The following is a 15,025-nucleotide window of genomic DNA, read 5'->3' as shown; positions in this document are numbered from 1 at the left end:
ACAGTAACAAATGAAATATATAGTTATTGGCTTATCGATAACTTCTTCCTGGGGAAATGACCACGCGACCACTTTTCGGGCGCTTTTGAAGGAATTGACTGCACTGGGAAATGAAGTCCTATTTTTGGAAAAAGATGTTCCCTGGTATGCCGGTCACCGTGATATGCCAAATCCTGATTTTTGCAGGCTTAGACTGTATGAAACCAATGAAGAACTAAAAACAAGGTATGCCAACGAAGTAGCAAAAGCCGATGCGGTGATCGTAGGATCTTTTGTTCCCCAAGGGGTTGAAATTGGAAATTGGGTGATAGAAACCGCCAGGGGAGTTACCGCATTTTACGACTTAGATACGCCGGTTACCCTGGAAAAGCTCAGGAATGAAAATTACGAATACATCAATGAAGAGCTAATAAAAAAATACCAGCTCTATTTATCTTTTTCCGGTGGAAGGGTTCTTGATTATCTGGAAGAGCATTATGATTCACCCAATGCTAAAGCCCTCTACTGTTCGGTCGATACTAATTTATATTTTCCTGAAGACCATGAAAAAAAATGGCAAATGGGCTATTTGGGGACCTACAGTGACGACCGGCAAGCATCAGTTGAAGAATTGCTTAACGAAACGGCAAAACAGAAGAAGGATATGAAATTTATCGTTGCCGGCCCGCAATATCCTGAAGATATTCAATGGGCTGAAAATGTGGAAAGAATTGATCATTTACCCCCTTCTGAACATCGCCGGTTCTATAACTCCCAAAGGTATACGCTAAATATTACGCAACAGGATATGATACGTGCCGGCTATTCTCCCACTGCACGTCTTTTTGAGGCTGCTGCCTGTGGAGTTCCTATTATTTCCGATTTCTGGAACGGCATAGACAGTATTTTTGAGATCAATAAAGAAATTTTAATAGCAGGTTCCTCCTCAGACGCTATTGAATGTTTCGATTCCATAGACGAGGAAGAAAGAAAATTAATCGGCCAACGGGCACGGCAAAAAGTCCTGAAATATCACACTTCCCGCGCGCGTGCACAACAACTGGAATCTTATGTTGAGGAGGTAATGGAAAAATCATAAAAATCATAAAAATGTCTAAAGCTGGCTATAAAAAGAGCTTTAATTCCGATTTATGAGTAAGAAAAATTATCTCGGACAAAAAGTGCTTATTAACTACAACAAATGGGTTGCTGATCGGGAATACCAAAAATTAATTTCAGAAAAACTTAAGCTGAATTTTTCAGATGAAGGTATTTATGAATCGGTTAAAATTTGGAGTTTCTTGTACAGAAATACCAATTTAAACCCCTTTGGTTAGCTGAAGGGGTTTTTTGTTGGCTATTTAAATTCACTTTTTCCGATATAATTATTTCCAGATTTCCTAAAATATTTTCTTCAACAATAGTTAAATAAAAGTAAAACATTTAAAAGTAAAAGTAATACTATTACATTTGGCAAAAATATTTTTGTAATGGATGCTTTGCTCAAAAATTTAAAAATTTCCGTTAGTGAAAATCTGTACCTGAAAGATCCTGAATCAACTGCCTTAGGAAAGAAAATTATTGGTAACGGAATTTTACTGATCGATGAGATCGGATTTGAAAAATTCACCTTCAAGAAACTGGGAAAGGAGATCAATTCAAATGAAAGTTCGATCTATCGCTATTTTGAAAACAAACATAAATTTCTGGTATACATCACTAACTGGTTCTGGGGCTGGAAGGAATATCAGCTTACTTTTTCTACCTACGGCATCCAGGATCCACAGCAAAAATTGATGACTGCCATAGAAGTTATGGCGCAGCCGGTAGAAGAGGATATGCGTTTTCAGCATATTAATGAGATCGCGCTTAATAATATTATCATTAATGAATCTTCGAAATCTTATCTCACAAAAACAGTGGATGAAGAGAATAAAGAAGGTCATTTCATGCTTTATAAAAGGCTGGTTAAAAGGCTTAGCGATATGATTGTTGAGGTGAATGCTGGCTATGAATTTCCTTTTTCCCTCGCCACCACTATTATTGACGGAGTGCTGCACCAGCATTTTCTCAGGCAACATTTTAGCAGTATTACCGATCCCATTGAAGAAGTTACGCCCTCGATGTTCTATAAAACAATGGCCTCAGGTTTATTAAAATTAGAAAATGGATAAATTAAAACCATTTCAGAGATTCACCGGCCTTTTAAAGCTGGAGCGAAAGGATTTTCTTCAAATCTTTTATTATGCCATCTTCGCCGGACTGGTGAGCCTTTCGGTTCCGCTGGGAATTCAGGCTATAGTGAACCTTATGCAGGGAGCCCGAATTTCTACTTCCTGGTTTGTACTGGTAATCTTGGTTACGCTGGGCGTCGCTTTTGTAGGTGTACTTCAGTTAATGCAGATAAGGATTTTAGAAAACGTTCAGCAAAAGATCTTCACCAGGGCTTCTTTTGAATTTATTTACCGTTTTCCGAAGATCAAAATGGAGGAACTGCGCAATTTTTATCCGCCAGAACTGGCCAACCGCTTCTTTGATGTACTTACGGTACAGAAAGGCCTTTCCAAGGTGATCATCGATTTTCCCTCAGCGCTTGTACAGGTATTTTTTGGGCTGATCTTACTTTCGTTATACCATCCATTCTTTATTATTTACGGATTCCTTCTGGTGTTCCTTATTTACATAGGTTTCAAAATTACCGGGAAGAGGGGGCTTGATGCCAGCATCGAAGAATCTAAATATAAATATCGCATCGCTCATTGGATCCAGGAAGTTGCCAGAACCCTTATTAGTTTCAAAATTTCAGGATTAACCAATCTTGCCATTTCGAAAAATGACCGAATACTGAATGATTACCTGGATGCCAGAGAAAGCCATTTCCAGGTTCTGAAAATTCAGTTTATACAACTTATCATTTTTAAAGTTCTGGTTACGGCCGGTCTGCTTGCCATAGGTGGTATTCTTGTTCTCAATCAGCAAATGAATATTGGGCAGTTTGTCGCGGCTGAAATTATCATTCTTCTCATTATAGGTTCTATTGAAAAGATAATAGTAGGACTGGAATCCTTCTACGATATATTGACTTCCTTAGAGAAAATGGGTCAGGTAGTCGATAAAAAACTGGAAGACCAGACGGGGGAAGAACCTTTTAAAATTGGGGAACCTCTGAATATTGAATTAGACAGCGTTAATTATACAGGTTTTAATGAAAAAAAGATCCTGAAGAACTGTAATTTAAAGATCAGGCAGGGAGACAAAATTTTGCTGAAAGGAGCAAATGGAGCGGGTAAATCTACTTTACTTAAGATGGTGGCAGGCCTTATTCAGCCGAATATCGGGGAAATTTATGTAAATGATATTTCACTGAAAAGCATTAAACTAAACCACTACAGGGCCCTACTTGGACATTCTATTGCCGAAGAATCTCCATTTGAAGGCACTATACTTGAAAACATCACTTTGGGAGAACTAAATATTCCGAAACAAGATATTCAATGGGCCCTTGATAAAACCGGTTTACAGGAGTTTGTAAAACAGCAGCCAAAAGGCCTTAATACTATGATCTATCCTGAGGGTATCCAGATGCCTTATTCAATTTCCAGGAAAATCATTCTCGCGCGTAGCATTGTAAAGCGGCCGTCTTTACTGATCCTGAACGAGCCGCTGGACCAGTTGGATCAAGAGGAAGAAAACAGGATCATCGAATTTTTATTTAACAAAGAAAATAACTGGTCGATTCTTGTTTCCAGCAAAGACGAAAAATGGGAAAAATATTGTGACCAGGTTATCTGTTTAGAAAACGGAAAAATTAAATCTAACACCTAAAAAATGCTGAATATTACCAAAAACAGCCTGCATGGTAAAGTAGATCTTAGACAGTATGCTTCCGGAAAAAAGGTGTTTAATGACAGAAATCAAAAATACTTTAACCGGTTCCTGATCATTTTTGGGATCCTTTTAATTATCATGCTCTTTTTGCCCTGGACGCAAACCGTGCCGGGCAAAGGTTATGTTACCACATTAACGCCTGAGCAGCGGCCACAAACTATTCAATCTCCCATTCCCGGGCGTATTGAGAAATGGTTTATCAATGAGGGAGATCACGTGAAAAAAGGCGATACCATTTTATATATCTCAGAAATTAAAAATGATTATTTCGACCCACAACTGGTTGACCGAACCGGAGATCAGATCCTTGCCAAAAAAAGTTCACAAAATTCTTATACCAGTAAAATTCAGTTTTTGAACAATCAGATTGTTTCACTTGAGCAGGAAAGAAAATTAAAGTCAGATCAGGCTCACAACAAATTACAGCAAAGTCAATTGAAATTTCAAAGTGATTCCATTGAACTTGAAGCTGCAAAAACCAATCTGGAAATTGCTCAAAGGCAATATGAAAGGATTAAAACCTTGAATGAAGAAGGCTTGAAATCAACCACCGATATGGAAAACTATCGCTTAAAATTTCAGGAAGCGCAGGCGAAAAAAATCGCGCAGCAAAATAAAATGCTGGCTGCGAAAAATGAGATCATCAACGCCAAAATTGAACTCAATCGTGTAGATGCCGAATACAGCGAAAAGATCTCCAAAGCGCAAAGCGACCGCTCTTCAGCCGAAAGTTCAATGTTCCAAAATCAGGTTGATATTAGTAAGCTCGAGACCTCTTATGCAAATTATGATAAGCGCAGAGACCTGTATTACATTCTTGCGCCGCAGGATGGCTACATTAATAAAGCGATCAAAGGTGGAATAGGAGAGACCTTCAAAGAGGGCGAAGCTCTGGTTGGGATCATGCCTTCTAATTATGAATTAGCGGTAGAAACTTATATAGACCCTATTAATATGCCATTGCTTCACCTGGGGGAAAAAGTGAGAGTGCAATTTGATGGCTGGCCGGCAATTGTGTTTAGCGGATGGCCAAATAGCTCTTACGGAACTTTTGGCGCGGAGATCGTGGCCATCGAGAATTTTATCAGCTCTAACGGGAAATACAGGGTTTTACTGGCTCCTAATGAGGATGATTATCAATGGCCAAAAGAGATAAAAATTGGTTCCGGCGCTTCCACGCTTGCTTTGCTGGAAGATGTTCCTATCTGGTATGAGATTTGGCGACAACTCAATGGTTTTCCGCCTAATTATTATTCTGCTGAAAATGCCGTAAATGCCAAAGATCAGAAAAAATGAAAAAACTAATTCTCGTTTTATTATTGCTGTCGGGCCTGACTCACGGAGTTTTCGCACAGGAACCAGATACCTTAAAACTTGATTTTAAAGAGTATCTAAGCATCGTTAAGAAATATCATCCGCTGGTGAAACAGGCAAGCCTAATAGTGGAAGAAGGTAATTTTAAGTTAATGAAGGCCAGGGGCGCTTTTGATCCTAAATTAGAAGCCGATCTTACAGAAAAAGACTATAAATCCACCGAATATTACAACCTGTTAGGCGCGGCATTTAAGATCCCTACTTATTACGGATTGGAACTGAATGCGAAGTACGAGCAAAATTCTGGCAAATATCTAAATCAGCAAAACCTGGTTCCCGAAGAAGGCCTTTTTTCGGCGGGAGTTTCGCTAGATGTCACAAACGGAATATTTCTCAGCGAACGTATGGCGGCTTTGAAGCAGGCAAAAATATATCGCGAACAGTCCGCAATGAAAAAAGACCTTATGTCAGCAGAAATTTTATATGATGCTTCCAAAGCATATTTTGAATGGTTTGCCGCGCACCAGGAATTACTGCTGTATCAGGAATTTTTAAGAAATGCCGAATTCAGATTGAAATCGGTAAAAATTTCCTTCAAGCTCGGTGACAAGCCCGCTGTGGATACCCTGGAGGCTAATATTGCCTATAATAACCGTGAAATCGGGTTGCAGCAGGCAGAACTTGATTATTTAAAAGCATCTTTAAAATTATCAAATTACCTGTGGGCAGAAAATGATATTCCTTTAGAGATCACTTCTTTAGTGAAACCCAATGAAAATCTTTTTGAAGAAGTCAATGAAATGTGGCTTGAAAATGAGATCACTGCTTCGGAAAATATCCTGCAAAATCCGAAAATCAGGTACCTGGAATATAATGTGGCTATCAATGATGTTGAAAAGAGGCTACGGGCAAATAAACTTTTACCTAATATCAATCTAAGTTATAATTTTCTAACGGAGCAGCCCCAAGACTGGCAGCGCCTGAATACCGAAGATTACAAATTCGGATTTAAATTTAGTTTACCACTTTTTATGCGAAAAGAAAGGGGAGACCTTCAACTGGCAAAACTCGAGCTGGAAAGTTCTAATTATGAACTTATTAGTGCAAGGCAGGAAATACAGAATAAACTTCGATCGCTTCAGATGGAAATTAACTCCTTCAGAAATCAGGGTTTTAAAATAAAAGGGCTGGTAGCCGATTATGGCAAACTGGTAACTGCAGAACAGCGAAAATTTGAGTTGGGGGACAGTTCTCTGTTCCTTGTAAACAGTCGTGAAAATTCTTTTGTTTCAGCTAAACTGAAAGAAATATCAGTGATCGTAAAATATTTAAAAAGCCAGGCTGAACTTCAGAAGGTCACCGCCAATTTTTAATCACTTTTACTTAGAAGAATTATCGGCTACTCCTTTTACCCTTTCTGCCGAATCAGATTTTGAAAGACTTAATCTCACTGTGCTGTCTACTTCAGCTTTGAGAATATGCGGTACGGCGCCTTCCAGGTAAACCAGATCTCCTTTTTTAAGCTTATGGCTTTCTCCATTGGCACCAAAAGTTATCTGGCCTTCAAAGATCTCCACGACAATGGGGTAGGGAGTTTGATGCTCCTTCATAACCTGTCCTTTTTTCATGATTATCCTTAATTCCCGGGTGGTATCGGTATCTAAAAGCACGGTTACTGCAGGTTTTTTATCATTATATTCCAGATCTTTTGTTAATGAAGCGTATATCATGAGTGAAAATTTAATTTTTTGAACAGCATTATTCTTTACAGAAGTAAAACTAAAAGCTTAAATTCTCACAGGATATGATGAGAATCAGGTTTCTTTAAAACTATGATAGGGAAAGGAATTTAATTTTAAAAGCTTTTGTAATATTAGCCATCTCAAAAATTTGAAATTTCGATTATGGATTATTTAAGCCTCGCAAGAGTTATTCATGTACTCGCGGTTGTCTTTTGGATTGGCGGAGTGGCCATGGTTACCACGGTAATTATTCCAGCGGTTAAAAGAATGAATTCTCCTGAAGAACGGATGGAAACTTTTGAAAAGATTGAAGGCAGGTTTTCTTTACAGGCAAAGATCACCACCGTTCTAACTGCCTTAAGCGGACTTTTTATGTTGTATTCCATGGATGCCTGGGAGCGTTTTAAATATATTCAGTTTTGGTGGTTGCACGCGATGGTTTGCATTTGGTTGATCTTCACCATTGTTTTGTTTATTCTGGAACCTTTCGTGCTACATAAGCTTTTTAAAAAATATGGCATAAAGAACCCTGAAAAGACTTTTAATATTCTTCACCGGGCGCATTGGGTTTTACTTATTTTAAGCTTAATTACCATCATTGGTGCAGTGGCAGGCAGCCATGGCTGGTATTTTTTCTAATAAATCAGATTTTAATTTGAGGCAATCCAGAAATGGTCTTGATCCGAAATATTTTTTTCAATAGGAATCCTATCTCTCCACCAGTCACCAATTCTTCCATAAAAAAATCCCCCAAAAAGATCGGGGGATTGTAGTAGCGAGACCGAGATTTGAACTCGGGTCCGCCTCTGGCGGATATGAATCCGACTATATGTAATTGGGTAAAATTTGTGTTTTGATCATTTCACGCCCTTTACCTGATTTGAGAAATTTTTCCCTTTTTAATGCTTCGGTTTTAGATTTGTGAAATTCAACTAAAATCACCATCCACGGCCGGAATTTTATCGTATAACCTTTGGTGGCCAGCAGGTTATGAGAGTAGAATCTTTGAATGATAGAAGAAGTGAACCCGATGTATATTTTATCGAATTTCTTGGAATACAGCACGTAAGTCACCAATTCTTCCATAAAAAAATCCCCCAAAAAAGATCGGGGGATTTATGTAGCGAGACCGAGATTTGAACTCGGGACCTCCGGGTTATGAACTTGATGTTTTATCTATGCAATTTCAACTAAAACCACTCAAAATATTTGATTTACAGTGCTTTATATATTATCTGATTATAATTAGAAGGTATTAAATTCAAATTATTCTGTACTTATTCTGTACTATTCTGTACTTATTCTGTACTAAGTGCCTAAACAATTCACTATCTTTACTAAGTTTTAAATCAGATCATTATGGCTAATGTAAAGATTGTTTTACGGAAGAACATGATAAGAAAGGATGGCACAATTCCACTTGCATTGAGGATTAGTGAAAATTATAAAACAAACTATCATTGGCTTGGACAATATGTTTTTGAAAAGGACTGGGATAAAACTGCTGGAAAAGTTAAAAGAACTCATCCCAACTATAGAAAATTGAACAATTTTTTGATGAAAAAGTTGACCGAGGTCAATGATATTTATTTTGAGTCAAAAGATCGTATTACTCCCAAACAAATCAAACAAAAATTAAAAGGACCTGGGGGCTTAAAATCTTTTTTTGCATTAGCAGCTGAACGTATAAAAGACAAATATGAAAGGGGGACATTCTCTGTAGCCAAATCCGAATTGTCAATCCTCTATAATTTAGAAGAATTTTTAAATCTAAAAAAATCTAAAAACAAATCTACAGTTACTAAAGAGATCAAAGAACGGCGTAGAGAGCGTATAAGTAGGGCAAAAAAAGCCGAATATATGTGGATGGATGGAGTGAACTATTTCCAAAAAAGTACAGCTTTACGATTTCAGGAAATTGATGAGGCATTTATAAATAAATATAAAACTTTTTGTCTTTCTTATTTAAACCAAACAACCAGAACTGTTACTAATCAGCTTATTTTTATTAGAACACTTTTTAACTTAGCAATAAAAGAAGGTATTATTGATCAAAAGTATTATCCTTTTGCAGGGGAAAAAGAGAAAATTCGAATTGGTTCTGGTAATAAAATCGGACTAACTATAGAAGAGGTTGAAAAAATAGAAGCTCTAAAATTTGAAGAAGGTGCTTCAATTTGGCATACTCATAATGTATGGCTGTTTGCTTTCTATTTTGCAGGCATACGTATTTCTGATGTGGTTAAACTGAAATGGTCTGATTTTAAGGATAATCGTCTTTATTATGTAATGAATAAGAATGAAAAGGCGTTGAGCTTAAAAATTCCTCATAAAGCCGAAAAAATATTAAGCTATTACAGAAAGGATAAGATACTTTATAATGGATATGTATTTCCTTTTCTAAAAAATGTCCATCCTAAAGATGCTGAAGAAATTTATATTAAAACAAAAAATGCTACCAAACTTCTCAATAAATATCTAAAACGAATTGCAGAGGAATGTGGTATAGATAAAAATTTGTCCAATCACATTGCAAGACACAGCTTTGGGAATATTGCAGGTGATAAAATTCATCCTTTGATGCTGCAAAAGCTCTATCGTCATAGTAATCTAAAGACTACTCTGAATTATCAGGCCAATTTCATTCATCGAGATGCTGATGAAGCTTTGGATAGTGTGATAAATTTTTGAATATGTGAAGATTATTTTGTGAAGAATATAATTAGCAACCAATATGAGAAGGTGAAATTCACGCTCTTATGGAAGATTATGAGTGTGGCAGGATATTCTTTTTGAGAGCAATCTCTTTATCCACGGTACCTCGCCCAGTATATCTTCAATTTGTTCACCGAATCATTCACTAATATCTAAGAACTTGAGGAGAAAATATTATTTGCTCTTTTCTGTTCTGTAAAGGTAGTAAATGATTTATTTTTTACCGATTATTCTTGATTGCGCATGTTTATTAAGAACATCTTCCATACAAATTCTAATGATTCCCTTGGCTTTTTAATTTAAAAACTGAGGCTGAATTAAATTTTGTTTAAACCAAAATACATTTACATCTTTGACTTAATAGACTATTCTACATGGTGTAGGAAGTTTTTGTCGGATTTTGTAGCCGAAAACAAAAAGTTGGAATTAAGATCCATTACTGCCATCTCAAAAGTTTAAAAAATGATATAGGAAAAATCTTGTCATTGATACTTCGTTGGCAGCTCGCATTTTTTAAGGTTATTGACTTACAGTAATTACTCCTTTCTTTCTGGCAAAAAAAATAAAGATTAATTCTTCAATTAGGCTCCTCCCATTCCCGTATTGTACAAAACCGGGTTCTAAAAATGGCTATTTCGGAGTGACCGTGCCACCTATTTCGGTTCAAACAGTGCCACTTTAAAAGATACTGCAATTATATAAAAATTTAATCTACTCGTTTTTTAAAACACCTTTCCTCAACGACTCACCTTTGAGATCTATGCGGTGTGAGGAGTTGACGATCCGGTCTAAAATAGCATCTGCAATAGTGCCTTCTCCAATAATGTCGTACCAGGCGGAGACGGGGATTTGGGATGAGAGGATGGTTGAACTTTTATTGTATCGATCATCAATGATATCCATGAGAGTTTCCCTGGCGTGATTATCAAAGGCCTGCAGACCAAAATCATCAAGAATAAGAAGATCTGCCTTGAGGAGTTTTTTCAGCTCCTTAAGGTAAGTACCATCCATTTTGCTGAGCTTAAGCTTTTTGAACAGACGTGCAGTGTTGGAGTAAATAGTTCTGTGCCCCATTATACAAGCTTCATGACCTAAAGCCTGAGCCAGGTAACTTTTCCCTACTCCAGAAGCGCCGGTAAGGATAATGTTTTCCTTTCGGTTCATAAAGTCAAGGGTTCCAAGACGGGTAAACATGTTCTTATCCAGGTTTCGGTTTTGGGTGTAATTCACATCTGTAAGGTTTGCTTTTTGCCTGAAGTTAGCCTGGCTCAGCAGCCGGTCGATCTTTCTGTTCTGACGATGATCCCACTCATGATCTGTCAAGAGAGCCAGGTATTCATCGGCAGTGAGAGACTCCAGGCGGTTATCCTTGATGTGCTGAAGGTGCAGGGAGGCCATAGCACCCAGGCGCATTTGTTTTAATTTTTCGATAGTCTGATTGTTGTTCATGATATTGATTTAAAGATTCTTTACTGATAGGCTGAGGCGCCTCTTATATTCTGGTGTACCGGGATATGGGTTTGATTTTCTTCCAGGTCCTGATGGAACAGGGAGTTTTTGTCCATGTTATTCTCCAGGATGTTCTTGATCCGCTTATAGGATGATGTATCTGCTGCCAGAGCCCTCTTACAGGCGCTGTCTAATCTTTTAGATCCATAAGCTTTGTGGAGCTGGATCAGCCCCATAGCGCGCTTATATCCTATTTCCGGATATTCGGTAGCTGCCAGTATTTTTTTTACACAACTCAGCACATGAGCTCCATGAGGAGCAGCTTTGTTTTCGAAGAACTCCGGGCTCCAGTCAGTATATCCTTTATGGGTGCTGCTCAGATGTTCTTTATTGGTAATGTAGGTGCCTTTTGCCGGATTCCGCTTGTGAAGGGCTATCCGCTGATGATTGTAATACACCTCTACTGTAGTTCTTGTGTAATGGATCAAGGTTCTTTTTCCGATATAGCGGTAAGGAACACTGTAGTAACTTTTATCCGGAGAGAAGTACACGTATCCCATCTTCTGGACTTTGGCTCTTTTGTAGTCCTTCATTTCGTATGGCTGTGACGGCAGAGGCTTTAGATACTCCCGTTCCACGGATTGAAAAAGTTCTCTGCGGCTGGCTTCCTTTCGCTGGAACAAAAGCGTGTTGTAGTTCACAAGCAAGCGCTTTATCTCTCGGTTTAGTTCTTCCAGGGAGAAGAAGGTCATCTCACGCATCGGATAGTAGATCCGCTGGTAAACCAGGTGTACAGCATTTTCCACCAGGGCCTTATCCTGAGGTGCATAACTACGGGTAGGATTGATGACACAGTTGTAATGCCTTGCAAAGTCTTTAAAGCTGCGGTTTATTTCTGGTTCGTATTTACTGGCTCTTGTTACTGCAGATTTTAAATTATCCGAGACGATAGCCTGGGGAACTCCACCGTAAAAGCGAAGAGCATTGGCGCAGCAGGAGATAAGATCTTCTCGTTTCTGACTCTCACAAGCCTCCACATAGGTATACTGGCTATTAGGCAATATAGCTACAAAGACCTCCATTGGTACTAACTCTCCGGTTTCCTTGTTAACCACATGAAGCTTTTTGCCTGTAAAGTCGATGAACATCTCTTTCCCGGCCTCGTGCTCCAGTTTCATAGATCCTTTGATCTTGGAGTACTTCCTGCGGTAATGCTCCATGAATTGGGTGTAGCTATAGGGTTCTCTGGCCCTTTGGGCATACTCCTGATAGTGATGGAGAAAGGTAAACCCAGGATGATTCCGGGCCTTATTGACCCCCTCAAAATATACCATCAGCTCATCGTAACGCTGGTTGTCGATGGTGGAATGAGAGGGAAAGAGTTCTTTCAGAGCGGGATCATCAAAGCGCAGGAGCTCTTCATAGCTGTAGTCACATGCCTTGAAGAGCTTCATGTAGGAGTTCACCGTATTGCGGGAGATGCCAAGAGTAATCCCTATTTTACGGTTGCTATACCCGTCAAGATGTAAAGTAATAATTTGTTTCAGGTCCATAGGATCAAGTGTATTGGCCATATCTTCTCACATTTTGCGACAAGATAGGAGTTACTTGATCTTTCAAAGTGGCACAAAACGAACCGAAACGGGTGGCACAATTTGAACCGTTACAGATTTAATCCACACCGGAAGTGGCACAAATCAAACCGAAATACCTGGCACTAACCGACCGAAATGACTGGCACAATTCGAACCGAAATAGCCACTAAAAATATTTATTTCAAAAATTGCTGTTCTCATTAATCTGGAAAATATATGATAAATCTTTTACAGCATTGTTAGCACCCACAATCATAAATACCTTGATGAATTTATTAATTAGTATCTTCAACGGAATAATGAAAAAATCATATCAACGTATCCCTTATTTATTAATTATTGTTATAGCTGTAACTATAACCATTCAGCTCTATTGGAGTTATACAGAATACCAGAAAAATACGGTGGCTTTTAAAAACGAAATACAAAATGCACTGGACGTTGCTATCGATAATTACTTTGTGGATTTTGCGAAGGAAAATTCGGTTTCGTTGAAGGTTGAAAGAGAATCCGGTAAAAATCCTGACAATTTTACCATCACTGGTGGGAATAAAAAAATTATAGATAAATTCCGTCCTGATACTACCGATTCAAAGAATGTTAGTAAATCTTCGGACAGTCTGAAGATGTTAAATAACATAAAGGATATTTATATATCAATCAATGAAGACTCTATTAATTTTAAAAAATTAAAAAGTCTCCTAAACGCCGAACTCAAAAGAAGGGATTATAACATTCCGTATAAATTAAATCATTATAAAAAAGATTCACTTTTTGCTACCTCTCTGAGCAAATCCTTCTCATCAGGTGAATTTAGTGTAACTGGAAAATCTACCTATTTGAAAAATCGGGAGAGCTTAGAGTTGCAATTTCCAAATGCAATTCAAATCATCGTAAAAAAAAGTCTTCTAAGTATACTTATTTCCCTTTTATTAATGACCTCAATCCTATTTGCATTATTTTATTTGCAATGGGTGATAAAGCAGCAGAAACAACTCTCTGAAATAAAAAATGACCTTATTAGCAATATAACACATGAATTTAAAACTCCAATCGCAACTATTGGCGCTGCCATTGAAAGCATACGTTTTTTCAATACAAACCACGATGTTGAGAAAACAAATAGATATCTAGACTATTCTGATCAACAGCTTAAAAAGTTAGAAAAAATGGTTGATCAACTTATGGATACCGCACTTTTAGATTCTGAAAATTGGACACTTGACAAACATTCGGTAGATATCCCAAAATGGGCAGCAGATATTGTTGAAAATTATAGGATGAATTCTAATGGAAAAGAAATTATTCTTAAAATTTCTGAAGATTCGAAAAGCAACTCCAATATTGAACCGTTCCATCTTGGTAATTGTTTAGGGGCTTTACTGGATAACGCTATTAAGTATGGAGGAAATCGAATTGAAGTAAACATTGAGAATAAAAAGGAATTAAAAATTCGGGTCAGCGATAATGCAAATACCTTGAACAAAGAGCAGGCGACTAATATTTTTGATAAATTTTATCGTGTGCCGCAAGGCAATCTTCACAACGTAAAAGGATATGGTATTGGTTTATATTATGTTAAAAAAATAGCCGAAAAACATAATGGTGCTGCAGAAATCGTTTTAAAAAATAATAAGACCTCATTTATCATTTCTATACCTAATGAATAAAATAAAACTGTTATTAGTTGAAGACGAAATAACTATGGCTCAGATAATTAAAGAAAGCCTGGAAACACGTGATTTTATTGTACTACATTCCCGAAACGGGGAAGAAGCTTTCCAAATGTATCAGGATCATTCTCCTGATATTTTGGTGGTTGATATTATGATGCCTGTAAAGGATGGACTTACTTTAACAAAAGAGATTAGAAGTAATGATACTCAAACACCAATCATTTTTCTTACTGCCAAATCTCAACCCCAGGATGTAGTTACTGGTTTTGACACTGGTGGAAATGATTATCTCAAAAAGCCTTTTAGTATAGAAGAACTAATTGTACGTGTAAAAAACCTAGTAAACCGGAAACCTAGGCAGGATAACATGCACGAGCTAATTTTAGGGCAGTATAAGTTCAATCCGAATAACCAAACACTGCAGTATAAGGAAGAAAAAATTGAGACCCTTACAAGCAGAGAGAGTCAATTGCTCTTATTTTTAGCCCAGAATAAAAATCAGATAGTAGAACGTAATACGGTTTTGGATTTAATGTGGACAAATAATGATTTCTATTCATCCAGGAGTATGGATGTATTTATAAGTAAACTCAGGAAATTGTTGCATAAAGATAAAACGCTGAAAATTTTGAATGTTAGAGGAGTCGGTTATAAGTTAATCGGCTAA

The 15,025-nt window shown here is 37.5% G+C and carries 14 protein-coding genes; 10 read left to right on the top strand and 4 right to left on the bottom strand.

Going from position 1 to position 15,025, the window contains the following annotated elements; translation table 11 throughout:
- Positions 1 to 10 precede the first annotated feature (10 nt).
- From C7S20_RS15855 to C7S20_RS15830, 6 genes are all read left to right on the top strand, one after another.
- Entirely contained in the window at positions 11 to 1,078 is a 1,068-nt protein-coding gene (locus C7S20_RS15855; RefSeq protein WP_107013386.1) for a CgeB family protein, read from the top strand.
- Positions 1,079 to 1,130: 52 nt separating this feature from the next.
- The gene (locus C7S20_RS15850) at positions 1,131 to 1,316 is read left to right on the top strand and encodes a hypothetical protein (protein WP_107013385.1); all 186 of its coding nucleotides are present in this window, start codon (positions 1,131 to 1,133) and stop codon (positions 1,314 to 1,316) included.
- Between the two features lie 153 nt (positions 1,317 to 1,469).
- On the top strand, positions 1,470 to 2,153 hold the full coding sequence (locus C7S20_RS15845; protein WP_107013384.1) for a TetR/AcrR family transcriptional regulator: 684 nt from the start codon (positions 1,470 to 1,472) through the stop codon (positions 2,151 to 2,153).
- A complete protein-coding gene (locus tag C7S20_RS15840; protein WP_107013383.1) occupies positions 2,146 to 3,804 on the top strand; it encodes a peptidase domain-containing ABC transporter in 1,659 nt (552 codons plus the stop codon). The genes C7S20_RS15845 and C7S20_RS15840 overlap by 8 nt, the downstream gene beginning before the upstream one ends.
- 3 nt (positions 3,805 to 3,807) lie before the next feature.
- Complete coding sequence (locus C7S20_RS15835; protein WP_107013382.1) at positions 3,808 to 5,163, top strand: HlyD family secretion protein; 1,356 nt, start codon at positions 3,808 to 3,810, stop codon at positions 5,161 to 5,163.
- Complete coding sequence (locus tag C7S20_RS15830; RefSeq protein WP_107013381.1) at positions 5,160 to 6,554, top strand: TolC family protein; 1,395 nt, start codon at positions 5,160 to 5,162, stop codon at positions 6,552 to 6,554. The genes C7S20_RS15835 and C7S20_RS15830 overlap by 4 nt, the downstream gene beginning before the upstream one ends.
- A 6-nt stretch (positions 6,555 to 6,560) precedes the next feature.
- Here C7S20_RS15830 and C7S20_RS15825 read toward each other — a convergent pair whose 3' ends face one another.
- On the bottom strand, positions 6,561 to 6,911 hold the full coding sequence (locus tag C7S20_RS15825; RefSeq protein ID WP_107013380.1) for a cupin domain-containing protein: 351 nt from the start codon (positions 6,909 to 6,911) through the stop codon (positions 6,561 to 6,563).
- A gap of 174 nt (positions 6,912 to 7,085) precedes the next feature.
- Between C7S20_RS15825 and C7S20_RS15820 the strand changes: the two genes are divergently transcribed.
- Positions 7,086 to 7,562, top strand: a complete 477-nt coding sequence (locus tag C7S20_RS15820) for a hypothetical protein (RefSeq protein WP_107013379.1) — start codon at positions 7,086 to 7,088, stop codon at positions 7,560 to 7,562.
- 186 nt (positions 7,563 to 7,748) lie between these two features.
- Here the strand turns inward: C7S20_RS15820 and C7S20_RS15815 are convergent, their stop codons facing one another.
- Positions 7,749 to 8,024: a GIY-YIG nuclease family protein gene (locus C7S20_RS15815; protein WP_227009035.1), complete on the bottom strand. Its 276-nt coding sequence runs from the start codon at positions 8,022 to 8,024 to the stop codon at positions 7,749 to 7,751.
- A gap of 258 nt (positions 8,025 to 8,282) precedes the next feature.
- Here C7S20_RS15815 and C7S20_RS15810 point away from each other — a divergent pair, with 258 nt between their 5' ends.
- Positions 8,283 to 9,614 (top strand): tyrosine-type recombinase/integrase, encoded by a 1,332-nt coding sequence (locus tag C7S20_RS15810; RefSeq protein WP_107013377.1) that lies wholly within the window; start codon positions 8,283 to 8,285, stop codon positions 9,612 to 9,614.
- A gap of 735 nt (positions 9,615 to 10,349) precedes the next feature.
- Here C7S20_RS15810 and istB read toward each other — a convergent pair.
- Both istB and istA read right to left on the bottom strand, forming a co-directional pair.
- Positions 10,350 to 11,087, bottom strand: a complete 738-nt coding sequence (gene istB, locus C7S20_RS15805) for an IS21-like element helper ATPase IstB (RefSeq protein ID WP_107012810.1) — start codon at positions 11,085 to 11,087, stop codon at positions 10,350 to 10,352.
- Positions 11,088 to 11,107: 20 nt separating this feature from the next.
- Positions 11,108 to 12,661, bottom strand: a complete 1,554-nt coding sequence (gene istA / locus C7S20_RS15800; RefSeq protein ID WP_107012811.1) for an IS21 family transposase — start codon at positions 12,659 to 12,661, stop codon at positions 11,108 to 11,110.
- 320 nt (positions 12,662 to 12,981) lie between these two features.
- Between istA and C7S20_RS15795 the strand changes: the two genes are divergently transcribed.
- The gene (locus tag C7S20_RS15795; protein WP_159039958.1) at positions 12,982 to 14,352 is read left to right on the top strand and encodes a sensor histidine kinase; all 1,371 of its coding nucleotides are present in this window, start codon (positions 12,982 to 12,984) and stop codon (positions 14,350 to 14,352) included.
- Positions 14,345 to 15,025, top strand: coding sequence for a response regulator transcription factor (locus C7S20_RS15790; RefSeq protein ID WP_107013375.1), 681 nt, complete (start codon positions 14,345 to 14,347; stop codon positions 15,023 to 15,025). Before C7S20_RS15795 ends, C7S20_RS15790 begins: the two co-directional genes overlap by 8 nt.

Origin of the sequence: Christiangramia fulva (assembly GCF_003024155.1) — a bacterium.
GTDB lineage: Bacteria > Bacteroidota > Bacteroidia > Flavobacteriales > Flavobacteriaceae > Christiangramia > Christiangramia fulva.
This window is presented reverse-complemented; position numbering and strand designations above follow the sequence as displayed.

Coding starts and splice junctions, on each gene's coding strand:
- C7S20_RS15855 (WP_107013386.1), top strand. CDS start 11: ATGAAATATATAGTTATTGGCTTATCGATAACTTCTTCCTGGGGAAAT.
- C7S20_RS15850 (WP_107013385.1), top strand. CDS start 1,131: ATGAGTAAGAAAAATTATCTCGGACAAAAAGTGCTTATTAACTACAAC.
- C7S20_RS15845 (WP_107013384.1), top strand. CDS start 1,470: ATGGATGCTTTGCTCAAAAATTTAAAAATTTCCGTTAGTGAAAATCTG.
- C7S20_RS15840 (WP_107013383.1), top strand. CDS start 2,146: ATGGATAAATTAAAACCATTTCAGAGATTCACCGGCCTTTTAAAGCTG.
- C7S20_RS15835 (WP_107013382.1), top strand. CDS start 3,808: ATGCTGAATATTACCAAAAACAGCCTGCATGGTAAAGTAGATCTTAGA.
- C7S20_RS15830 (WP_107013381.1), top strand. CDS start 5,160: ATGAAAAAACTAATTCTCGTTTTATTATTGCTGTCGGGCCTGACTCAC.
- C7S20_RS15825 (WP_107013380.1), bottom strand. CDS start 6,911: ATGATATACGCTTCATTAACAAAAGATCTGGAATATAATGATAAAAAA.
- C7S20_RS15820 (WP_107013379.1), top strand. CDS start 7,086: ATGGATTATTTAAGCCTCGCAAGAGTTATTCATGTACTCGCGGTTGTC.
- C7S20_RS15810 (WP_107013377.1), top strand. CDS start 8,283: ATGGCTAATGTAAAGATTGTTTTACGGAAGAACATGATAAGAAAGGAT.
- istB (WP_107012810.1), bottom strand. CDS start 11,087: ATGAACAACAATCAGACTATCGAAAAATTAAAACAAATGCGCCTGGGT.
- istA (WP_107012811.1), bottom strand. CDS start 12,661: ATGGCCAATACACTTGATCCTATGGACCTGAAACAAATTATTACTTTA.
- C7S20_RS15795 (WP_159039958.1), top strand. CDS start 12,982: ATGAAAAAATCATATCAACGTATCCCTTATTTATTAATTATTGTTATA.
- C7S20_RS15790 (WP_107013375.1), top strand. CDS start 14,345: ATGAATAAAATAAAACTGTTATTAGTTGAAGACGAAATAACTATGGCT.